The 20024-nt window shown below is 62.1% G+C and carries 21 protein-coding genes; 9 read left to right on the forward strand and 12 right to left on the reverse strand.

Translation table 11 applies throughout. The features are described 5' to 3' along the window. Positions 1-24: 24 nt before the first annotated feature. A complete protein-coding gene (locus AAZU54_RS01760; protein ID WP_312155297.1) occupies positions 25-522 on the reverse strand; it encodes a GNAT family N-acetyltransferase in 498 nt (165 codons plus the stop codon). Between the two features lie 233 nt (positions 523-755). Between AAZU54_RS01760 and AAZU54_RS01765 the strand changes: the two genes are divergently transcribed. Continuing rightward, a complete protein-coding gene (locus tag AAZU54_RS01765; protein ID WP_312155295.1) occupies positions 756-1061 on the forward strand; it encodes an NIPSNAP family protein in 306 nt (101 codons plus the stop codon). A gap of 34 nt (positions 1062-1095) precedes the next feature. Here AAZU54_RS01765 and AAZU54_RS01770 read toward each other — a convergent pair whose 3' ends face one another. Both AAZU54_RS01770 and AAZU54_RS01775 read right to left on the reverse strand, forming a co-directional pair. Further along, positions 1096-1797: a YoaK family protein gene (locus AAZU54_RS01770; RefSeq protein WP_404689377.1), complete on the reverse strand. Its 702-nt coding sequence runs from the start codon at positions 1795-1797 to the stop codon at positions 1096-1098. An 18-nt stretch (positions 1798-1815) separates the two neighbouring features. After that, on the reverse strand, positions 1816-2724 hold the full coding sequence (locus AAZU54_RS01775) for a LysR substrate-binding domain-containing protein (protein ID WP_405130194.1): 909 nt from the start codon (positions 2722-2724) through the stop codon (positions 1816-1818). A gap of 131 nt (positions 2725-2855) precedes the next feature. Between AAZU54_RS01775 and AAZU54_RS01780 the strand changes: the two genes are divergently transcribed. Continuing rightward, on the forward strand, positions 2856-3491 hold the full coding sequence (locus tag AAZU54_RS01780; protein ID WP_392464198.1) for a glutathione S-transferase family protein: 636 nt from the start codon (positions 2856-2858) through the stop codon (positions 3489-3491). Positions 3492-3512: 21 nt separating this feature from the next. Next, a complete protein-coding gene (locus tag AAZU54_RS01785; RefSeq protein ID WP_434726426.1) occupies positions 3513-4559 on the forward strand; it encodes an LLM class oxidoreductase in 1047 nt (348 codons plus the stop codon). Positions 4560-4565: 6 nt separating this feature from the next. On the opposite strand, the gene AAZU54_RS01790 is transcribed toward AAZU54_RS01785, so the two are convergent. Beyond that, positions 4566-5849, reverse strand: a complete 1284-nt coding sequence (locus AAZU54_RS01790; protein WP_312151626.1) for a Zn-dependent hydrolase — start codon at positions 5847-5849, stop codon at positions 4566-4568. Between the two features lie 151 nt (positions 5850-6000). After that, positions 6001-7491 carry an NCS1 family nucleobase:cation symporter-1 gene (locus AAZU54_RS01795; RefSeq protein WP_186557223.1) on the reverse strand — a complete coding sequence of 497 codons (1491 nt, stop codon included), beginning with the start codon at positions 7489-7491 and terminating at the stop codon, positions 6001-6003. Between the two features lie 618 nt (positions 7492-8109). Between AAZU54_RS01795 and hydA the strand changes: the two genes are divergently transcribed. The 3 genes from hydA to preA all read left to right on the forward strand — a co-directional run bounded on the left by hydA (position 8110) and on the right by preA (position 12344). Then, a complete protein-coding gene (hydA, locus tag AAZU54_RS01800) occupies positions 8110-9549 on the forward strand; it encodes a dihydropyrimidinase (protein ID WP_434726427.1) in 1440 nt (479 codons plus the stop codon). Between the two features lie 152 nt (positions 9550-9701). Continuing rightward, positions 9702-11069 (forward strand): NAD(P)-dependent oxidoreductase, encoded by a 1368-nt coding sequence (locus AAZU54_RS01805; RefSeq protein ID WP_434726428.1) that lies wholly within the window; start codon positions 9702-9704, stop codon positions 11067-11069. After that, positions 11070-12344 carry an NAD-dependent dihydropyrimidine dehydrogenase subunit PreA gene (gene preA / locus AAZU54_RS01810; protein WP_434726429.1) on the forward strand — a complete coding sequence of 425 codons (1275 nt, stop codon included), beginning with the start codon at positions 11070-11072 and terminating at the stop codon, positions 12342-12344. Between the two features lie 50 nt (positions 12345-12394). On the opposite strand, the gene AAZU54_RS01815 is transcribed toward preA, so the two are convergent. The 3 genes from AAZU54_RS01815 to AAZU54_RS01825 form a co-directional block, all read right to left on the reverse strand. Beyond that, positions 12395-12796, reverse strand: coding sequence for a DUF4440 domain-containing protein (locus AAZU54_RS01815; protein WP_186557227.1), 402 nt, complete (start codon positions 12794-12796; stop codon positions 12395-12397). Position 12797: 1 nt separating this feature from the next. Beyond that, the gene (locus tag AAZU54_RS01820; protein ID WP_186557228.1) at positions 12798-13418 is read right to left on the reverse strand and encodes a TetR/AcrR family transcriptional regulator; all 621 of its coding nucleotides are present in this window, start codon (positions 13416-13418) and stop codon (positions 12798-12800) included. Positions 13419-13647: 229 nt separating this feature from the next. After that, positions 13648-14460, reverse strand: coding sequence for a class I SAM-dependent methyltransferase (locus AAZU54_RS01825; protein ID WP_434726430.1), 813 nt, complete (start codon positions 14458-14460; stop codon positions 13648-13650). A gap of 313 nt (positions 14461-14773) precedes the next feature. On the opposite strand from AAZU54_RS01825, the gene AAZU54_RS01830 reads away from it, so the two are divergent. Then, the gene (locus AAZU54_RS01830) at positions 14774-15493 is read left to right on the forward strand and encodes a TorF family putative porin (protein WP_186557230.1); all 720 of its coding nucleotides are present in this window, start codon (positions 14774-14776) and stop codon (positions 15491-15493) included. Between the two features lie 67 nt (positions 15494-15560). Here AAZU54_RS01830 and AAZU54_RS01835 read toward each other — a convergent pair whose 3' ends face one another. Further along, positions 15561-17759, reverse strand: coding sequence for an OsmC domain/YcaO domain-containing protein (locus AAZU54_RS01835; RefSeq protein ID WP_434726431.1), 2199 nt, complete (start codon positions 17757-17759; stop codon positions 15561-15563). A gap of 120 nt (positions 17760-17879) precedes the next feature. Here AAZU54_RS01835 and AAZU54_RS01840 point away from each other — a divergent pair, with 120 nt between their 5' ends. After that, on the forward strand, positions 17880-18341 hold the full coding sequence (locus AAZU54_RS01840; protein WP_186557232.1) for a GNAT family N-acetyltransferase: 462 nt from the start codon (positions 17880-17882) through the stop codon (positions 18339-18341). On the opposite strand, the gene AAZU54_RS01845 is transcribed toward AAZU54_RS01840, so the two are convergent. Continuing rightward, the gene (locus tag AAZU54_RS01845; RefSeq protein ID WP_186557233.1) at positions 18318-18575 is read right to left on the reverse strand and encodes a helix-hairpin-helix domain-containing protein; all 258 of its coding nucleotides are present in this window, start codon (positions 18573-18575) and stop codon (positions 18318-18320) included. The two genes, AAZU54_RS01840 and AAZU54_RS01845, sit on opposite strands and share 24 nt — an antisense overlap. A 167-nt stretch (positions 18576-18742) precedes the next feature. On the opposite strand from AAZU54_RS01845, the gene AAZU54_RS01850 reads away from it, so the two are divergent. Further along, positions 18743-19318, forward strand: coding sequence for a hypothetical protein (locus AAZU54_RS01850; protein WP_392464182.1), 576 nt, complete (start codon positions 18743-18745; stop codon positions 19316-19318). Positions 19319-19399: 81 nt separating this feature from the next. Here the strand turns inward: AAZU54_RS01850 and AAZU54_RS01855 are convergent, their stop codons facing one another. Together AAZU54_RS01855 and AAZU54_RS01860 are read right to left on the reverse strand one after the other, a co-directional pair. After that, on the reverse strand, positions 19400-19687 hold the full coding sequence (locus tag AAZU54_RS01855) for a HigA family addiction module antitoxin (protein ID WP_186557235.1): 288 nt from the start codon (positions 19685-19687) through the stop codon (positions 19400-19402). A gap of 15 nt (positions 19688-19702) precedes the next feature. Next, a complete protein-coding gene (locus AAZU54_RS01860; protein ID WP_312151635.1) occupies positions 19703-19981 on the reverse strand; it encodes a type II toxin-antitoxin system RelE/ParE family toxin in 279 nt (92 codons plus the stop codon). Positions 19982-20024: the final 43 nt, after the last annotated feature.

Below are 20024 nucleotides of genomic sequence, written 5' to 3' on the forward strand. Positions count from 1 at the left end.
AATGCTGTAGGGCGTGTTAGTCGCTCAATCGAGCGGGATGGCCTTGGCCATCTCAGCGGTCGGTACCCAGCCGAGGTTTTCATACACCGGCCGGCCAAGTTCGGTGGCATGGAGAATGGCAAAGCCGATGCCGCGCCGGGCGAACTCGGCCTCGGCCAGGTTCATCAAGGCCGAGGCCAGCCCTCGCCGTCGGTAGTCCGGCTCGACGAACACATTGAGCACATAGCCACGCTGGGCGCAGGTTGGATGAGCCGGATGCGGCGGCCAGTCCAGGCTCATCAAACCAATCGCCGCAGCGGTTTTGCCTTGATCGCTGAGGACGAAGCCAAAGTATCGCCCGTCCAATAAACGCGGGCGTAACCAGGTCGCGAAGTGCTCGGTCATGACGCGCAGCTGGGCAGGCTCACCACCGGCCTCAACGAACATTTTTTCGCGCTGGGCACAGATCATGGCGTGGTCAGCCGTCTGCAACCGACGTACCATCAGGCCGGAAAAATCGATTGTGCGGGGAGTCTCGTTCATAACTTGCACCTGGGCTGGGCCATCGATGCTAAAGCAGGCAGACAGCTGGCATAAGCTACAGATCGGTGCCAATCGGACCATACAGAGGCAACCCCGGCACACCACCCTGTCACAAGGGATTGCTGCGAGTGATCAGTCAGACCCTGGTGCTCACGTTGACGGAGCGCTAATCGACGCTGCTACGGGTTGCCTGCTAAGGTGTGCGCCCCACCTCGCAGCAAAGGAATGAGCGAATGATTACCTGCCACCTCAGATACGTCATCGACCCCTACCAGATCCCTGCCTTCGAGCACTACTCACGGCTGTGGATTCACCTGGTCAACCGCATGGGCGGCACCCACCATGGTTATTTCCTGCCTTGCGAGGGCGCCAACAATATCGCCTACGCACTGTTCAGTTTCCCAAGCCTTGCGACGTACGAACAGTACCGCAAAGATTCTGAAACCGATCCAGAATGCATCGCCGCGTTCGCCCTGGCGACCGAGCAGCGGTTCATTCTGAGTTATGAGCGAAGCTTCCTGCGGCCGGTGCTCGACTAAGCCATTAGCCTTACTGAAAAGAACTACAGCTCCGCTAGCGCGGCAGGTAGCCCAGTTGCCAAGCCCTGGGGATGAAGGCGCAGACCAAAGCCAGCACGCTGGCCAACGCGCCACTGCCAATCAGCGCCATCAGCCCCAGCCATTGTTGCAACCAAGCCCCCAGCGCGGCGCCCAGCAACATGCCAGTCCAAGGCACCAACTGCACCCGCCAGCCATTGCGCCGCTCGCCCAGCAGCCAGCGCCCAAGCCCGCGACCGAAGCGTGACAGCGCACCGGTCACATAGGTCAGGCCGATCGGCAGGCCATTCACTTGCTCGACCACGGCATTGATCATGCCCATGGCCAGGATCGCCGTGAGCAGCGCTGGCAATGCCGTCGGTACCGGCCACAGGCCAGCGCCGGTCAGCAGACTGGCGACGATCAACAGCACCGGCCAGGCCTTGCGCTTGAAGCTGCGCACCAGCATCACGCCAAGGGCATTGCCGACCACGAAGCCAACAATCGCCAGCGCCAGACGCACCACCAGGGCCAGATCGGCCTGGCTGATGGCTGCGGCCAAGCGGGTGGTGTTGCCACTCATGAACGAGACGAAATCGCCCATCGCCAATAGGCCGATGGCATCGGTCATTCCCGCCAGCACCGACAGCCCGGCGACCAGGCCCAAGCCGACGCGCCCGCGCAAGCGTTGCAACCTGGCGCGTTTGGCACTGTGCAGGTAAGCAGTATGGGTGAGCATGGGCGGGTCGACCTCCCTTCAGACGGTGGGCAACACTGGCGATGCAAGGTTCGCCTGATGCCTGAGCCAATCGATGAACGCGGATACCGGCGCACGCTGCAAGGCATGCGGGCGAGCAACCGCGTAATAGGCGAAGCGCGCGGGCCAGGGCAGGTCCAGCACCACCACCAACCTGCCACTTTGTAACTCTTCCTGGGCATGATTGTCTTGCACCAGAGCAATGCCCTGGCCCATCGCCGCTGCACGCAATAACAACAGATCCTCATCAAAGCTCGGCCCGCGCCTGACCCTGCTGTCAGGCTCCACGCCATGCGCCTGTAGCCATAGGGCCCAGTCGGCGCGGTCGGAGTCTTGCAACAGCGGATAGTGCAGGCAATCCGCCGGACTCTGGATGGCCGGGCCTTTGCCCAGTAATGCGGGGCTGGCGACTGGCAGCAGCACCGGGGCCAGCAATGCAATCGACTCAAGCCCCGGATAGTGCCCCAGGCCATGACGCAAGGCGATGTCGACGCGTTCCTGGTGCAAATCCACCAGCTGCGCAGTGGCCTCTACCCGCACTTCGATGCCCGGGTGCCGGGCACTGAAATCGGCCAGCCGCGGCACCAGCCAGGACGACGCAAAAGACGGCACGGTACTCACGGTCAGGGTTTGCTCGGCCGTCATTGCCTCAAGCTCAGCCAGGGCGTTTTCAATCTGGCCGAAACCGCGCAGCAAACCTGGATGCAAACGCGCTCCTGCTTCGGTCAGTTGTACGCCCTGGCGACTGCGCAGCAGCAGCGTAGCGCCCAGCCGGTCTTCAAGTTGGCGAATCTGTTGGCTGATCGCCCCAGGCGTCACCCCCAACCGGTGCGCAGCGGCCTTGAGGCTACCCAGGCGCGCGGTTTCAGTGAATGCCCGCAGGGCCAGTAAAGGAAGCACAGCGCCCATCAAGCCACTCCTTGGTTTAGAAAAACTAACGCTTAAGCGCAGGACATATCGTTTTTCAGCTGCCTACCCGGCCCACTAGCATGGCTGGCAACACTCGTCGCTGACATTAGCCTGCCTGAGGTAAGTGGTCCATGCCTGATCCCGATCTGATTCTCTACACCGACAGCTCCCCCAATGGTTTCAAGATCACCATCGCCCTGGAAGAAATGGGCCTGGCCTACAGCCTGCGGCATGTACGCATCGAGCAAGGGCAGCAGCGCCATGCCGATTTTCTTGCACTTAACCCGTATGGACGGATCCCAGTGCTGGTCGACCGCAGCAGCGGCATCACCCTGTTCGAGTCCGCCGCGATTCTGTTGTACCTCGCTGACAAGAGCGGCCAGCTGCTCGACCGCCAGCCTCAAGCGCACTGGCAGACCATCACCTGGTTGATGTTCCACAGCGCCAGCATGGGGCCGTTGCTAGGCCAGCGGGTGCATTTCGAACTGTTCGAACAGACCCGCAATGAGCCAGCCATCAACCGCTACCGGCAGCTCAGCGAAACCGCCTTGGCCACGCTCGACCAGCATTTGGCCAACCGCTTGTGGCTAGCCGGTGATGCCTTTTCGATTGCCGATATCGCCAGCTTCGGCTGGATGCACATCGCCCGTGTGATCGACTTCGACTTCAGCCACCACCGCCACCTAAGCGAGTGGTTCGCCCGCGTCGAGCAACGACCCGCGGTACAGCGCGGCATTCGCCTACCGGAGCCTGCAACAGGCGCCTGACTCCACCTGCAAGGAATCGCCATGAACGACATGACCCAGTTCAACCCAGCCGCTATCACTCGCGGCGCCAATGCTTCGGCATTCGCCGATCACCCTGGCTACCGGCGCATGTTCGCCCCGGACCAACTGACCCTGGGGATCTTCTTGCCGCTGCGCTTCTATGCAGGCGACATGACCGTGCTCGAAGGACAGGCGCAGCTGGTCAGCACGATCGATCGCCTGGGCTTCGCCGCCACCTGGGTGCGCGATGTACCGCTGTTCGATCCGGGGTTCGGCGATGCCGGGCAAGTGTTCGATCCATTCGTCTATCTCGCCTATCTGGCCGCGCACACGCGGCAGATTGCACTGGCGACGGGCAGTGCGATCTTTTCCTTGCGCCACCCCATCGAACTGGCCAAGTCGGCGGTGAGCATCGATAGGTTATCTGGCGGCCGATTGGTGCTGGGCATCGCCTCCGGGGATCGTGCGGTGGAATTCCCCGCCTATGGCCTGGCACATGAGACGCGCGGCGAGCGCTTTGCGCAGTCGGTGGACTACTTCCGTCAACTGCTGGCGAACACCCCGCCCAGCATTGAGTCACCCCTGGGGCAGTTGAGCGACGCGTTCCTGCTGCCCAAGCCAGTCACCGGCCGCATTCCGCTGATCGTCACCGGCTCATCGCGCCAATCGATGCACTGGCTGGGCGAGCAGGCCGATGGCTGGCTGACTTACCCCGAAGCCACCCACAACGTGATGGGACCGCGGCGCCTGGCAGAGAAGATCCGCGCCTGGCGCGAAGCGATTCCGGGCGGCGGTTTCCGCCCGCACATGACCAACGAATGGATTGATCTGGCGGAGGATCCGAACTTTCCACGTACGCCGTTGCAAGGTGGCTATGTACTGAAGACAGGCCGCAACGGGCTGATCGAATTGCTCGGTGAATGGCAGGCTGCCGGGGTCAACCATGCAGCCTTGGGTATGCAGATGGCACGCCGACCCGCGGCCGAGATCATCGAGGAACTGGGGCAGGACGTGCTGCCCCTGTTCCCGTCATTGTCCGGCCCGCCGCCGCTGGCCCAGCAATGGTAGCTTGAGTCAGGCAGCCAGGCGCCCGCTGGCAATCGCCTCGGACGCCGCCAGCATCGCCCGCAACAACACCGCGCAGCCTGCCGCCAAATCCTCGGGCGTGGCGTTCTCGATCTCGTTGTGGCTGATGCCATTTTCACAGGGCACGAAGATCATTCCCGCCGGGCCTAGCTCGGCGAGGAAGATAGCGTCATGCCCTGCCCCACTGACGATGTCCATGTGCGGCAGGCCAAGCGTGCGCGCCGAGTCGCGCACCGCGTCGACGCAACTGCGGTCGAAATACAGCGCGGGGAAATCTGCGGTTGGGGTCAGCTCGTAGCTCAAGCCGTGCTTGGCGCAGGTAGCCTCGATCACCTCACGCACCTCGACGATCATCGCGTCCAGTTGATCGCCCTGCAGATGACGCAAATCCAGGGTCATGCGCACTTCCCCCGGAATGACGTTACGCGAGCCCGGATACGCTTGCAGGCATCCAACCGTACCGCACGCGTGGGGCTGATGGCCGAGCGCAGTGCGGTTGACCGCCTCGACCACCGCGGCAGCGCCGACCAGGGCGTCCTTGCGCAAATGCATGGGCGTGGGGCCGGCATGCGCTTCGACGCCACGCAGGCTCAGGTCGAACCACTTCTGTCCGAGGGCGCCGAGCACCACGCCGATGGTCTTGGCCTGGTCCTCAAGAATCGGCCCCTGTTCGATGTGCGCTTCGAAGTAGGCGCCCACCGGATGGCCAAGCACGGCACGTGGGCCGGCATAGCCGATGGCGTTGAGCGCATCGCCCACTGTCACGCCTTGCGCGTCGGTCTTGGCCAAAGTCTGCTCGAGGGTGAACTTACCGGCGAACACGCCCGAGCCCATCATGCAGGGGGGGAAGCGCGAGCCTTCTTCGTTGGTCCACACCACCACTTCCAGCGGCGCCTCGGTTTCCACGCCGAGGTCGTTGAGGGTGCGGATCACCTCAAGCCCCGCCATCACGCCAAAGCAACCGTCGAACTTGCCGCCGGTGGGCTGGGTGTCGATGTGACTGCCGGTCATCACCGGTGGCAGCTTGGGATTGCGCCCCGGGCGGCGGGCGAAGATGTTGCCGATGCCGTCGATGCTGACGCTGCAGCCGGCCGCTTGGCACCACTGCACGAACAGGTCGCGGGCCTGGCGATCGAGGTCGGTCAACGCCAGGCGACAGACGCCGCCCTTGGCGGTAGCGCCGAGGCGCGCGAGCTCCATCAAAGATTGCCACAGGCGGGCGCTGTCGACGTGGCGGTCGGTGGATTGCAGGACATCCTTGGCAGGATTCATGGTCATCTCCTCTGGCTTTTTTCTGCTGACACGCATGGGTTGTCGAGTGGGGCTTGTTCGCGGGCAAGCCCGCACAGGCTGAACGCTGATCCGAACATCACGCCAAGCCCTGTGGGAGCGGGATTGCCCGCGAACAGACCAGCGCGGTTGCTCAGGGCACAGGTTTAGCCAGCCGCGCCGGACTGCGGGCAGCGATGCCACCGAGGACGTAGTACAGTGCCCCACCCAGCAGCGACCCGGTAAACCAGCCGTAGTCATAGAACCAACTGAAACTGGTATTGCCGATAGCCATCACGGTAAGCGCCACCGGTAGCGCGAAGGCGGCAAAACCCGCCCAGTTCCAGGCCGGGTAAACGTCGTCGCGGTACAACCCGGCAAGGTCCAGTTGCTGACGGCGGATCAGGAAGTAGTCCACCACCATGATCCCGGCAATCGGCCCGAGCAGGCTGGAGTAGCCCAGCAGCCAGTTGGAATAGACGCTCTCAAGGCTCAGCTCGGAAACGATCCAGCCGAGCTTTTTCAGCAGTTCATGGCCCATCAGCAGCAACCCGATCACCCCGGTCAGCAGCACCGCCCGGGTGCGCCCGATCAAGCGGGGGGCGATGTTCTGGAAGTCGTTGGTAGGCGAGACGATGTTCGCTGCGGTGTTGGTCGAAAGCGTGGCGATCACGATCAAGGCCATGGCCAATGCGACCCAGCCTGGGCTCTGGATACGGCCGATCAGGCTGACCGGATCGGACACGGTTTCCCCCACCAGCGAGGCCGAGGCGGCGGTCATCACCACCCCCAGGGCGGCGAACAGGAACATGGTCAGCGGCAGGCCGAAAATCTGCCCGAGGATCTGGTCTTTCTGGCTCTTGGCATAGCGGCTGAAGTCGGGAATGTTCAGCGACAGTGTGGCCCAGAAGCCGACCATCGCCGTTAACCCCGCGCAGAAGTAACTGACCACGCTGGCGCCCTCTGGACGCTTGGGTGGTTGCGCCAGCAGCTCGGTCATCGACATGTGCGGCAGGGCCCAGAACAGCAGGCCGAAACCGACTGCCACCAACAGCGGCGCAGACAGCGTTTCCAGCCACTTGATCGACTCGGCGCCACGCAGCACCACCCACAGGTTGAGCGCCCAGAAAATCATGAAACCCAGCACCTCGCCGGTGCCGGCCAAGGCCTTCCAGCCGTCGAACACCGAGCCCAGGAACAGGTGAATGGCCAAGCCGCCGAACATGGTCTGGATGCCGAACCAGCCGCAGGCGACCACCGCACGAATCAGGCACGGCACGTTGGAGCCGAGAATCCCGAACGAGGAGCGCAACAGCACTGGGAAGGGAATGCCGTATTTGGTCCCTGGAAAGGCGTTGAGGGTCAGCGGGATCAATACGATGAGGTTGGCCAGCAGGATCGCCAGCAACGCCTCGCCCACGCTCAAGCCGAAGTAGGCGGTCAGCACGCCGCCCAGGGTGTAGGTCGGCACACAGATGGACATCCCCACCCACAAGGCGGTGATGTGCCACTTGTTCCAAGTGCGCTGGTGCACCTTGGTGGGGGCCATGTCGTGGTTGTAGCGGGGGCTGTCGAGGACGTCGCTGCCAGCATTGAGCTCGCACAGACCATCCTTTTCGATCACTTCCGATCTGCTCGGTTGCATGGGGCCTTCTCCAGATTTTCTTTTAGTTTTTCGCTCATCGGGCTAATGCGATGGCCGGAGTACACACACCACCAGTACTGCACCTGTGGCCCGGCCTGGCTGCGGGCCCTCTCAATAAGCGTGCCGGGTTGGCCGAAGCTGCCCCGGTCGGCCGCCGCCGCCCACAGGTAATCAACTGATCTGCAAAGCATTGTTCAACGCCAGCGGCGGGCACGGTCACACCCTCAGCTGACGCTGTAACTGCAACGGGCCGGCCTTGGCCCCTGCATCAGGTTTCAATCTGGTGCAGCGTGTTTTTTCTGCGCCGCTGACCAGGCCCTCACACCCGGTTTCAAGCAGCTGATTTTGCATGGAAAATCTTGACCAATTTGCCATCTTGTCAAGTGCGTCAAAATGGTGAGGAGGCTCACCATTTTGGTGATTTTTGTTTTAATTCGTTATTTTTCAAGAACTTATAAACTGAATATGCTTATAAAAATATTTCTTGAACAATAGTAGATCCCCATCTAGATTTCATTCTTGTCAGGCCTGACAGGATTAAATTTATCCTCCAGTCACTGCCAGAAAAATAATTTCAAGAACCGGCCCAAGACCGGTCAGCCTGCGAGGAAGACGGCAATGTCCCTGTTGATCCGTGGCGCCACCGTGGTTACTCACGAAGAAAGCTACCCCGCTGATGTCCTGTGTGTTGATGGCCTGATCCGCGCCATTGGCGAAAACCTCGATCCCCCCGCCGGCTGCGAAATCCTCGATGGCAGCGGCCAATACCTGATGCCCGGTGGCATCGATCCGCACACCCACATGCAACTGCCGTTCATGGGCACGGTGGCCAGTGAAGACTTCTTCAGTGGCACTGCCGCAGGGCTTGCCGGTGGCACCACCTCGATCATCGACTTCGTTATCCCCAACCCGCAGCAATCCTTGCTGGAAGCCTTCCACACCTGGCGCGGCTGGGCGGAAAAATCCGCCAGCGACTATGGCTTTCACGTCGCCATCACCTGGTGGAGTGAACAGGTCGCCGAAGAGATGGGCGAGCTGGTCGCCCACCATGGGGTCAACAGCTTCAAGCACTTCATGGCCTACAAGAACGCGATCATGGCCGCCGACGACACCCTGGTGGCCAGTTTCGAGCGCTGCCTGCAACTGGGCGCAGTGCCTACCGTGCATGCCGAGAACGGCGAGCTGGTCTACCACCTGCAGCAGAAGTTGCTCGCCCAGGGCATGACCGGCCCCGAGGCGCATCCGCTGTCACGCCCTGCCCAGGTCGAGGGCGAAGCCGCCAGCCGCGCCATCCGCATCGCCGAAACCCTGGGCACGCCGCTGTACCTGGTGCATGTCTCGACCCGCGAGGCGCTGGATGAAATCGCCTATGCCCGGGCCAAGGGCCAGCCGGTGTATGGCGAAGTCCTGCCCGGCCACCTGTTGATCGACGACAGCGTCTACCGCGACCCGGACTGGGCCACCGCCGCCGGCTTTGTGATGAGCCCGCCGTTCCGCCCACGCGAGCATCAAGAGGCGCTGTGGCGCGGGCTGCAATCGGGCAACCTGCACACCACCGCCACCGACCACTGCTGCTTCTGCGCCGAGCAGAAAGCCGCCGGGCGCAACGACTTCAGCCGCATCCCCAACGGCACTGCCGGCATCGAGGACCGCATGGCCGTGCTGTGGGACGCCGGGGTCAACAGCGGGCGCTTGTCGATGCACGAGTTCGTCGCGCTGACCTCCACCAACACGGCGAAGATCTTCAACCTGTTCCCGCGCAAGGGCGCGATCCGCGTCGGCGCCGATGCCGACCTGGTGCTGTGGGACCCACAGGGCAGCCGCACGATCTCGGCCAAGACCCACCACCAGCAGGTCGATTTCAACATCTTCGAAGGCCGCACGGTACGCGGCATCCCCAGCCACACCATCAGCCAGGGCCGGGTGCTCTGGGCCGGTGGCGACCTGCGCGCAGAACCTGGCGCCGGTCGTTACGTGGAGCGCCCGGCCTACCCCTCGGTATATGAGGTGCTCAGCCGACGCGCCGAGCATCAGCGGCCGACGCCCGTTCAGCGCTGAAGCACGGGCCTGCCAGGCAGCCCATCGCAGGCTGGCGACAGCCTGCGATGGGCGAGCAAGAACAAGAGTGCTGTACCTGTTGACTGCCATCCCCGAAACGGACAGGCGAGTGACCGCCGCCTGAATCCATAAAAAAGAGAGAGGCTACAACCGTGATCGATGCCCTGAAGCACTTGCCGCGCCCCCGCGCCGGCGCCGACCAACTGGCCGATAACTTCGGCGATCTCGCTCCCCCCCTCAGCGCTCGCCAGGCTGCGTTGGAAAGTGCTCGATGCCTGTACTGCTTCGATGCGCCGTGCGTCAACGCCTGCCCCAGCGAGATCGACATCCCCTCGTTCATCCACCGCATCAGCGACGACAACCTGCAAGGCGCCGCCGAACGGATTCTGTCGGCGAACATCCTCGGCGGCAGCTGCGCCCGGGTCTGCCCGACCGAAATCCTCTGCCAGCAAGCCTGCGTGCGCAACAACGCCCAGGAGTGCGCGCCCGTGCTGATCGGCCAGCTGCAGCGCTACGCGCTGGACAACGCCGGTTTCAGCGAGCACCCATTCAAGCGCGCGCCGGCCACGGGCAAGCGTATCGCAGTGGTCGGTGCCGGCCCGGCGGGGTTGTCCTGCGCTCATCGCCTGGCGATGCATGGCCACGACGTGGTGATCTTCGAGGCCCGCGAGAAGTCCGGCGGCCTCAACGAGTACGGCATCGCCCGCTACAAACTGGTGGACGACTACGCCCAGCAAGAAGTGCAATTTTTACTTGGCATCGGTGGCATCGAGATCCGCCACGGCCAGCGCCTGGGCAGCAACCTGAGCTTGAGCGAACTGCACCAGCAGTACGACTCGGTATTCCTCGGCCTGGGCCTGAACGCTGTACGCCAACTGGGCCTGGCGGACGAAGAAGCGCCCGGCCTGCTCGCCGCCACCGAATACATTCGCGAACTGCGCCAGGCCGATGACCTGAGCCAACTGCCGCTGGCTGACCGCTGCCTGGTGATCGGCGCGGGCAATACCGCCATCGACATGGCCGTGCAGATGAGTCGCCTGGGCGCCCGCGACGTCAACCTGGTGTACCGCCGTGGCCACGCCGACATGGGCGCCACCGACCATGAGCAGGACATCGCCAAGGCCAACCAGGTGCGCCTGCACACCTGGGCACGCCCGGATGCGGTATTGCTCGATCAGCACAATCGCGTGCGCGGCATGCGCTTTGCCCGCACCGAGCTGGTCGAAGGCCGCCTGCACGATACCGGCGAAACCTTCGAACTGGCTGCCGACGCGATCTTCAAAGCCATCGGCCAACGCTTCGACGATGCCAGCCTCAGCGACCCGCTGGCCGCGCAACTGGCCCGCGACGGCGAACGCATTCAGGTCGACCAGAACCTGCGCACCAACCTGCCCGGCATCTATGCCGGCGGCGACTGTACCGCGCTAGGCCAGGACCTCACCGTCCAGGCCGTGCAACACGGCAAGCTGGCCGCCGAAGCCATCCATGCCCAACTCATGCTCAATGTGGAGGCTGCGTAAATGGCCGACTTGTCTATCGAATTCGCCCGTATCAAGGCACCCAACCCGTTCTGGCTGGCCTCCGCACCGCCAACCGACAAGGCTTACAACGTGGTCCGCGCGTTCGAGGCCGGCTGGGGTGGCGTGGTCTGGAAAACCCTCGGCGAAGACCCAGCAGCGGTCAACGTGTCGTCGCGCTACTCGGCGCACTTTGGCGCCAACCGTTCGGTGCAGGGCATCAACAACATCGAGCTGATTACCGACCGCTCGCTGGAGATCAACCTGCGCGAGATCACCCAGGTCAAGAAGGACTGGCCCGACCGCGCGCTGATCGTGTCGCTGATGGTGCCGTGCGAAGAGCAGTCATGGAAGTTCATCCTGCCGCTGGTAGAGGCCACCGGCGCAGATGGTATCGAGCTCAACTTCGGCTGCCCGCACGGCATGCCCGAGCGTGGCATGGGCGCTGCTGTCGGCCAGGTGCCCGAGTATGTCGAGATGGTCACCCGCTGGTGCAAGACCTACTGCTCGCTGCCGGTGATCGTCAAGCTCACGCCGAACATCACCGACATTCGCCAGTCAGCCCGCGCTGCGCATCGCGGTGGCGCCGATGCGGTGTCGCTGATCAACACCATCAACTCGATCACCAGTGTCGATCTCGAGCGCATGGTTGCGCACCCGATCGTTGGCGATCAGAGCACCCATGGCGGTTATTGCGGTTCGGCGGTCAAGCCAATTGCCTTGAACATGGTCGCCGAAATTGCCCGCGACCCTGAGACCCGTGGGCTGCCGATCTGCGGCATCGGCGGTATCGGTAACTGGCGCGATGCCGCGGAGTTCATCGCGCTGGGCAGCGGTGCGGTGCAGGTGTGCACGGCGGCAATGCTGCATGGCTTTCGGATTGTCGAGGACATGAAGGACGGGCTGGCGCGCTGGATGGACCAGCATGGTCATCGTAACCTGGAAGCGTTCCGTGGCCAGGCGGTTGGGCATACCACAGACTGGAAGTACCTGGACATCAACTACAAGGTGATTGCCCAGATTGACCAGCAAGCGTGCATTGGCTGCGGGCGTTGCCATATTGCCTGCGAAGACACCTCGCACCAGGCGATCGGCAGCGCGCTGAAGGCCGACGGCACCCATGAATACAGCGTCATCGAGGAGGAATGCGTGGGCTGCAACCTGTGCCAGATCACCTGCCCGGTCGAGGACTGCATCGAGATGGTGGCGCAGGATACCGGCAAGCCTTATCTGAATTGGACCCAGGATCCGCGCAATCCGTATCGTGAGGCCGGTTAGGTTGCGGTTTGCTCGGCGATAGTCGGGGCCGCTTTGCGGCCCCAGTACTTTCACCCCAACGCCGTCTCATGCAAACACTGCCAAACAACCGCCTGTGCGCTGCACTGCACGATCACCAACGAATACCGCACCTGCTCAACCCTGGCCAAACGATGCGTCTCCTTGTACCTCAAGGCAACGCCGCTCCCCGCCTGCCACACCACCTGCACATCGCTGACCAGCATGTGCAACCCTACCCGCGTACCCGCAACGCGATCGAACATCTGCCGCACCTGGCTACGGTCCACCAGCGCTCCAGCCGTGGTGACCATGCTGAAGTCATCGGCAAACACCGCCATCAATTGCTCAAGCACGTCGCGGGTCTCAGCCGCAGGCCGGGTGAACACTGTATGAATTAGGTGATGCACCTCGTGGATACTGCGTTCAGCTCGTTCAATCAGCGTGTCATGCATATCAAGGCTCCAAGCCAATGCCGCGCAGGATAACGCCGGTCACTGTCTGCACCGCCCTTTCAAAAGCCATGTCCGACAGCGGCTCGCCGCCATTGAGCAGCTCGACCTGATAACCAAAGTCGGCGTAATGCTGGGTCGAGGCCCAGATCATGTACAACAGCGCCGAAGGCTCGACCGGCAAGATCCGCCCCTCCTCGACCCAGCGACGGATCTTCGCTTGCTTGAGCTGCGCCCAGGGCACCAGGCTGTCATCCAGGCTCGCGCCCAGCAGCGGCGCGCCGTGCAGCATCTCCTCGGCCCAGATCTTCGAGCCCAGCGAGCGCGAGCGCGAGTGGCTCATCTTGGCCCGGATATAGCTGGTCAGCACCACCCGCGGGTCGTCGAAGCGCTCGAAGCACAGGGCGTCCTGCTTCCACACATCCAGCAGATCCTGCAGCACCGCTCGATACAGGTCGTCCTTGGTGCTGAAGTAGTAATGCAGATTGGAGCGCGGCAGTTCGGCCTGCTCGGCGATATCGCCCATCGAAGTGGCGCCGAAGCCCTTCTCGGCAAACACCTTCTCGGCAGCTTGCAGAATCTTCTCGACGTTGCGTCGACGGATCTCGATCTTGTGGTTGGCCATGGCCTGTCCAATGCGACTGAAACCCGTCAAGGCTAACAGTTTTGCGCAAGGCGCAGGCAACTAACCCCAGTTAAGCCAAAGCCAAAGCCAACGTTTGATTTTCAATTTTTGTGTTGTGGGTTCTGGCCTCTTCGCGGCGGTTCGCCGCGAAGAGGCCAGAGTGTCCCCCACACCTGTCACTATCGCCAGATAACGCCAGCCCAGGCGCCATCTGGCGGTGGCTTCACCTTCAGCGGCGGCTGATCACCACTTCCAGATATTCACTGGGCACCACCAACGACGCTTCGCCTGCGCCATTGTGCTCATTGAGCAGCTGGGTCAAATCGCTTTCCAGTGCACCCGCTGCGGCGCTTTCCAGCGACGCAAAGGCCTTGTGCACCGGGCCGTACCAGGTGCGAAACACATCGATGAAATGCGCCGGCGAACGGTAGCGAAAATTAAAATGCTGGCGGCTCACCTTGATTGAGCCGATGGCATCGCCGAACAGCTGGTGCAACTGCTCTTCATCGCCCCACCTCGATGGCGGTTGCGCACCGGCAGGCGGTGGCACGTGCCGGCCCAGGGTCTTGAACATCTGGCCGATAAAACCTTGTGGGGTCCAATTGGCCAGGCCAATCCTGCCGCCCGAGCGGCAAACCCGGGCAAGCTCTTTGGCCGCCTGCGCCTGATCGGGGGCGAACATCACACCGAAAGTCGAGATGACGGCATCGAACGCGCCACTGTCGAACGGCAGCGCCTCAACATCGGCGGTTTGAAACACGACATCCAAGTGTTCTGCGCGGGCGCGCTCTTCACCTCGTTTGAGCAGCTCGGGTACATAGTCGGTGGAAGTGACCCGGCAACCGCGCCGTGCAGCCGCCAGGGTGGCATTACCGTTGCCGGCGGCGACATCCAGCACCTGCTCGTCCCAGCGCAGGTCGCAGGCTTCGGCCAACCGCTCGCCAACCAACTGCAACGTGGTACCGATGACCGCGTAATCTCCACTGGCCCACGCCGCCTGCTGGCGGGCCTTCAATGCTTGCAAATCCAGGGGTGTGCTCATGGCGTGCACCTGATTTTCCGCGCGGCCGCCTTGCTTGAGGCGGTCAGCGCGCCATTGTTGTCTTGGAGTGTTCAGGCCGAGCCGGTTGCGCCCGGCCAGCGATTAGCTAAACCCTATCCCCGGCCAACGGCAATGGCCTGTGCCCGCGACGCTAGATGAGTTGGGTACATGCATAGTGCCTGATCGAATATACCCACGCTCAAGGCTGCAGATCGCCCAGAGGGAAATCCCGCAGGCTCGCTCAAGGGTTCCCCATGTCGGCAGGCACAGGTATCCTCGGCCTCTCAAATCCGGGCTTTCCAGGACGGTAATGATGACCAAGCCGCTAGTGTTGCTCAGCGCAGCCCTGCTCCTCAGCCCGCCGCTGCAGGCGCAGATCATCCAGCGCCAGCTAGGTGAGTTCGATTTCAAACTGGGCACCAGTGCCTCGCGCAGCATGGCCCAAGGGCTGATCTCTCCCAGCGCGATCGGCTCGTTCCACGGCGGCCTGGATTTCACCCACCCCAGCGGCTGGTACTTCGGCCAGTACGCGCCGAGCATGGGCCTGACCCCCACTTCCACCCTGCAACTGGATAACTACCTGGGCTACAAGCACCACTTCGACAACAGCCTGGGCTACGAGGTAGGGCTGATCCATTACAGCTACCCCGAGATATCAGGCCGTGACCGCTACGCCATGTACGGCGGGCTGTCACTGTTGGGTAGCAAGTTGGGCGGCGCGCTCAATGACAACCCCGACAACCGCATTGGGACCCTGTTCGCCGACCTGGGCCAACTGCCGCTGTTGGATGTCGGGGTGACCGTGAAGCTGGCCCATCACCGCCTCGGGACGCCCTACACCATCGGCGATGGCCGCCAGGTCGACAGCTTCAACGATTGGTCGCTGAAGCTGTCGCGCTCGTGGCTGGGCCTGGACCTGAACCTGATCTACAGCAACTCCGACCTCAGTGGGGGCGGCTGCGCAGCCTATGCAGGTATCAACAGCTACTGCGATGGCATGCTCACCTTCAAGGCCCAGCGCAGCTTCTTCTAGCGCGGGACGTTCTAAGCTGCAAAAACAACAAAAGCACCCTCGGGTGCTTTTGTTGTTTACACCGTTATCAGGACAGCGCCGCCTTGGCCCGAGCGCTGTGCAGCTTCTTGTAGCTGTCGACCAGGCGCAAATGTCGGTCGAGCCCTTCCAGCTTCATGCTGGTCGGGGTCAAGCCATAGAAGCGCACGCTGCCGTCGACCGAGCCGATCACCGCATCCATCCGTGGGTTGCCGAACATGCGGCGGAAGTTGACCTCGTAATCGGCCAGCTCCAGCTCATCGTCCAGCTGCACTTCGAGCACCACGTTCAGCGCCTGATAGAACAGACCGCGCTCCAGGGTGTTGTCGTTGAACTGCAAGAAGGTCTCCACCAGTTCCTTGGCCACTTCAAAGCGCTTCAAGGCCAGGCTGATCAGCAGTTTCAACTCCAGGATCGTCAACTGACCCCAGACGGTGTTGTCGTCGAACTCGATGCCGATCAAGGTGCTGATGGCGGTGTACTCGTCCACCTCGCAGTTGTCCAGACGCTCGACCAGCGCCCTCAGGCTGCGGTCATCGAGGCGGTGCAGGTTGAGGATGTCGGCGCGAAACAGCAAGGCCTTGTTGGTGTTGTCCCAGATCAGGTCTTCCACCGGGTAGATTTCCGAGTAGTCCGGCACCAGGATCCGGCAAGCATTGGCGCCAAGGCTGTCGTAGACCGCCATGTACACTTGCTTGCCCATGCCTTCGAGGATGCCGAACAAAGTCGCCGCTTCATCGGCATTGGACTGCTCGCCCTGGCCAGAGAAATCCCACTCGACGAATTCGAAGTCGGCCTTGGCACTGAAGAAGCGCCACGACACCACGCCGCTGGAGTCGATGAAGTGCTCGACGAAGTTGTTCGGCTCAGTCAGCGCGTGGCTTTCGAAGGTCGGTTGCGGCAGGTCGTTGAGGCCTTCGAAGCTACGGCCTTGGAGCAGTTCGGTGAGGCTGCGCTCAAGCGCCACTTCAAAGCTTGGGTGCGCGCCAAACGAGGCGAACACACCGCCGGTACGCGGGTTCATCAAGGTCACGCACATGACCGGGAATTCACCGCCCAGCGAAGCGTCCTTGACCAACACCGGGAAGCCTTGCTCTTCCAGGCCCTGGATCCCGGCGAGAATGCCAGGGTACTTGGCCAGCACCTGCTGCGGCACATCCGGCAGCGCCAGCTCGCCTTCGAGGATCTCGCGCTTGACCGCGCGCTCGAAGATTTCCGACAGGCACTGCACCTGCGCTTCGGCCAGGGTATTGCCGGCGCTCATGCCGTTGCTCAGGTACAGGTTTTCGATCAGGTTGGAGGGGAAGTACACCACCTCACCGTCCGACTGGCGCACGAACGGCAGCGAGCAGATGCCGCGCTCCTTGTTGCCCGAGTTGGTGTCGTACAGGTGTGAGCCACGCAGCTCGCCGTCGGGGTTGTAGATCTCAAGGCAGTACTCATCGAGAATTTCCGTCGGCAGCGCGTCCTTCGGGCCCGGCTTGAACCAACGCTCGTTGGGGTAGTGCACGAAGTCTGCATTGGCGATGTCTTCGCCCCAGAACTGATCGTTGTAGAAGAAGTTGCAGTTCAGCCGCTCGATGAATTCGCCCAGGGCCGAGGCCAACGCGCCTTCCTTGGTCGCCCCCTTGCCGTTGGTGAAGCACATCGGCGAGTGCGCATCACGAATGTGCAGCGACCAGACGTTAGGCACGATATTGCGCCACGAGGCAATTTCGATCTTCATGCCAAGATCAGCGAGAATCGCCGACATGTTGGCGATGGTCTGCTCCAGTGGCAGGTCCTTGCCGGCAATATAGGTGCGGGCCTGGGCGTCGCTGTCGAGCATCAGCAGCGCCTGGGCATCGGCGTCGAGGTTGTCCACCTCTTCGATGATGAACTCAGGCCCGGTCTGCACGACCTTTTTCACCGTGCAGCGATCGATCGAGCGCAGGATGCCCTGGCGGTCTTTTTCCGAGATATCGGCCGGCAGCTCGACCTGGATCTTGAAGATCTGGTTGTAGCGGTTTTCTGGGTCGACGATGTTGTTCTGCGAAAGGCGAATATTTTCCGTAGGGATATTGCGCGTCTGGCAGTACAGCTTTACAAAGTAAGCCGCGCACAGCGCCGACGAAGCCAGGAAGTAGTCGAACGGCCCCGGTGCCGAGCCATCGCCCTTGTAGCGGATAGGTTGATCGGCCACCACCGTGAAATCATCGAACTTGGCTTCAAGTCGAAGGTTATCGAGAAAATTTACCTTGATTTCCATGCGGGATTACCATAATTCGAGCAAAACGATGGCGGGCATTATCCGGGTTTCTTGACGGGAAGTCTTGAGCGTTCTGTCTCGTCGCGCCCCACCTCCCCTCATCAGCTACAGGGCACAAGGATGACCCTTCGACTACGACCCGCGCAGGTGACCGACCTGCCGTCGATCTATCAAGGCGAACAGGCCTACATCCAACGCTGGGAGCCCGCCCATGAGACGGCCTGGCGCCTGCAACTGGAAAGGCATCTACGGCGCTGGGTGGATAACTTCGAGCGACTGACGGTCGCGCTCATCGATGAGCAGTTCGCCGGTTACGCGCTATGGACTGCCGAGCAAGGCACGGCTGAGCTGTGCACTATCCATGTCTCGGAGCGCTACCGGCGTAATGGCGTGGGGCGCACGCTACTGGACAGGTACAGCGCTGATGCACTGAGCCTGGGGTTCACCCAGCTGGCCTTGAGCGTGCGCCCCGATAACCCCGCCAGGTACCTGTATGAGCAGGCGGGGTTCATCTGCACGGGCACCGGCACTCACGACTATCTCAGGTACCAGCGCTGCCTAGTGGGCGGCGGGTGTGCTTGACTGTGCACTCTTGGCAAACTCGACCGCCGCAGTAATCGCCGCCCGCGCTTGCGGGCTGTTTTTCCAACAGGTCGAGCCCACTGCGGCAGAAGCTTGAGCAAGGATGTCGCCTACATTCGCCTGACTGAGTAGCGCCAGCGAGTCGATGCCTATCTGCTCAAGACGTGCGATGACGGTCGGCCCGACGCCCTTGAGCGCTAACAGGGCGGTGTGTTCATGGGCGGGGAATGGCATCGGTAAACTCCTTTTATGGGCCATGTGTGGTCGGCTGAGTTTGCGACCGCCGGTTCGGGCCTCATCTCGGGTGAGGGAGAGGTCGGGGTAACTTAGCATGCGCCGGCTGGCTTTAGCGTATGCGCACGACTAGGGTAAGGAGCACACTCACTCGCGAGCATTGCCCGATGCGGACCTGGCTATTGTTGATCCTCAGCCTGAGCTGTCCCCCACTGCTGGCCGAACAGGCCTTGCCTGTGCGCGATGCCTGGACGCTCTCTGACCAGTTCGACCAGCCCTACACCCTCGATGGCCAGACCCGTGTGCTGATGATTGCCCGCAGCATGTCCAGCGCGCGCCTGGTAAACAGTGCGGTGGAACACACCCCGAAAGGTTATCTGGAACAACGCGGCGTGGTCTTCGTGGCGGATATCGAAAAGCTGCCGAGCCTGGTCCAGGCCGTGCTGGTGCCAAATATGCGCTCGGCGACCTACCGCATTCTGCTGGACCGCGACGGCCAGGTCGCCGAGCGCTACGCCGGTGACCGCGACAGTGTTCAGTGGCTGGAAATGCAGGGCGGTAGCGTCACGCGTGAGCGGCGTTTCAGCGATTTGCCCGGCCTGCGCCAGGCGCTTGCGGGGTTGGTTGCGAGCCGAGCAGTGAGCGATAGCGCTGCTGCTTTCGGTCAAGCAACTCACGGTGTCACAGCTACAGGTAAAGACCACAGCAAAGGCAAAGGCGACAACAATCCAGCTCAACAATGATCGACGGAGAAGTCGGAAGGTTTTATCTATCGATAGGACCGCGCGAGACCATGGCAGAAACGATGGGCTTGACTACAGCGTTCATGCCGCCTGAAAAAGCCGCTCGACAACAGGCTGCTTACGATTTCGAGCCTGCCAAAGATCGTAATCAGCCTGTATCGCCAGCCACAGACGAGCCGTGCTGACTCCAGCCATCTCCAAGCGCAACGCCAAGTCAGGTGAGACTGCGGCCCGGCCATGCAGTACCCGCGAGAGCGCCTCGCGGGAAAAACCCAGGTGCGCGGCAAACGCTTTCACTGTCAGGCCTAGCGTCGGCAAGACGTCCTCACGCAGCGTTTCACCTGGATGGGGCGGATTGTGCAGAGGCATGGTGTGCCCTCCTGTTCAGTGGTAATCAAGGTAATCGACCAACTCTACGTCCGAGCCAATAAAGCGGAAAATCACCCGCCAATTGCCTGAGACACTGATCGACCAGAAGCCAGCCAATTCGCCCTTGAGCGGGTGCAATTGCCAGCCAGGCACGCTCATCTCGTCTGCCGCGATGGCACGGTCGAGGATTTGCAACTGCCGTTTGAGGCGGCTGGCATGGGCTGGCTGGATCCCGCGGGTGCTGCCGGTTTCATAAAAAACGCGCAGTCCTTTGTGCCGAAAGCTGATGATCATGAGGATCGCGCTGCATCCATTCAGTGAGAATGACGCAAGTGTG

The sequence above is a fragment of the Pseudomonas sp. Je.1.5.c genome (assembly GCF_051129895.1).
GTDB classification, from domain to species: Bacteria; Pseudomonadota; Gammaproteobacteria; order Pseudomonadales; family Pseudomonadaceae; genus Aquipseudomonas; species Aquipseudomonas urmiensis.

Bases quoted from the DNA above. Each gene is read 5' to 3' on its own strand.
- AAZU54_RS01760 (WP_312155297.1), bottom strand. From the start codon at position 522: ATGAACGAGACTCCCCGCACAATCGATTTTTCCGGCCTGATGGTACGT.
- AAZU54_RS01765 (WP_312155295.1), top strand. From the start codon at position 756: ATGATTACCTGCCACCTCAGATACGTCATCGACCCCTACCAGATCCCT.
- AAZU54_RS01770 (WP_404689377.1), bottom strand. From the start codon at position 1,797: ATGCTCACCCATACTGCTTACCTGCACAGTGCCAAACGCGCCAGGTTG.
- AAZU54_RS01775 (WP_405130194.1), bottom strand. From the start codon at position 2,724: ATGGGCGCTGTGCTTCCTTTACTGGCCCTGCGGGCATTCACTGAAACC.
- AAZU54_RS01780 (WP_392464198.1), top strand. From the start codon at position 2,856: ATGCCTGATCCCGATCTGATTCTCTACACCGACAGCTCCCCCAATGGT.
- AAZU54_RS01785 (WP_434726426.1), top strand. From the start codon at position 3,513: ATGAACGACATGACCCAGTTCAACCCAGCCGCTATCACTCGCGGCGCC.
- AAZU54_RS01790 (WP_312151626.1), bottom strand. From the start codon at position 5,849: ATGAATCCTGCCAAGGATGTCCTGCAATCCACCGACCGCCACGTCGAC.
- AAZU54_RS01795 (WP_186557223.1), bottom strand. From the start codon at position 7,491: ATGCAACCGAGCAGATCGGAAGTGATCGAAAAGGATGGTCTGTGCGAG.
- hydA (WP_434726427.1), top strand. From the start codon at position 8,110: ATGTCCCTGTTGATCCGTGGCGCCACCGTGGTTACTCACGAAGAAAGC.
- preA (WP_434726429.1), top strand. From the start codon at position 11,070: ATGGCCGACTTGTCTATCGAATTCGCCCGTATCAAGGCACCCAACCCG.
- AAZU54_RS01815 (WP_186557227.1), bottom strand. From the start codon at position 12,796: ATGCATGACACGCTGATTGAACGAGCTGAACGCAGTATCCACGAGGTG.
- AAZU54_RS01820 (WP_186557228.1), bottom strand. From the start codon at position 13,418: ATGGCCAACCACAAGATCGAGATCCGTCGACGCAACGTCGAGAAGATT.
- AAZU54_RS01825 (WP_434726430.1), bottom strand. From the start codon at position 14,460: ATGAGCACACCCCTGGATTTGCAAGCATTGAAGGCCCGCCAGCAGGCG.
- AAZU54_RS01830 (WP_186557230.1), top strand. From the start codon at position 14,774: ATGACCAAGCCGCTAGTGTTGCTCAGCGCAGCCCTGCTCCTCAGCCCG.
- AAZU54_RS01835 (WP_434726431.1), bottom strand. From the start codon at position 17,759: ATGGAAATCAAGGTAAATTTTCTCGATAACCTTCGACTTGAAGCCAAG.
- AAZU54_RS01840 (WP_186557232.1), top strand. From the start codon at position 17,880: ATGACCCTTCGACTACGACCCGCGCAGGTGACCGACCTGCCGTCGATC.
- AAZU54_RS01845 (WP_186557233.1), bottom strand. From the start codon at position 18,575: ATGCCATTCCCCGCCCATGAACACACCGCCCTGTTAGCGCTCAAGGGC.
- AAZU54_RS01850 (WP_392464182.1), top strand. From the start codon at position 18,743: ATGCGGACCTGGCTATTGTTGATCCTCAGCCTGAGCTGTCCCCCACTG.
- AAZU54_RS01855 (WP_186557235.1), bottom strand. From the start codon at position 19,687: ATGCCTCTGCACAATCCGCCCCATCCAGGTGAAACGCTGCGTGAGGAC.
- AAZU54_RS01860 (WP_312151635.1), bottom strand. From the start codon at position 19,981: ATGATCATCAGCTTTCGGCACAAAGGACTGCGCGTTTTTTATGAAACC.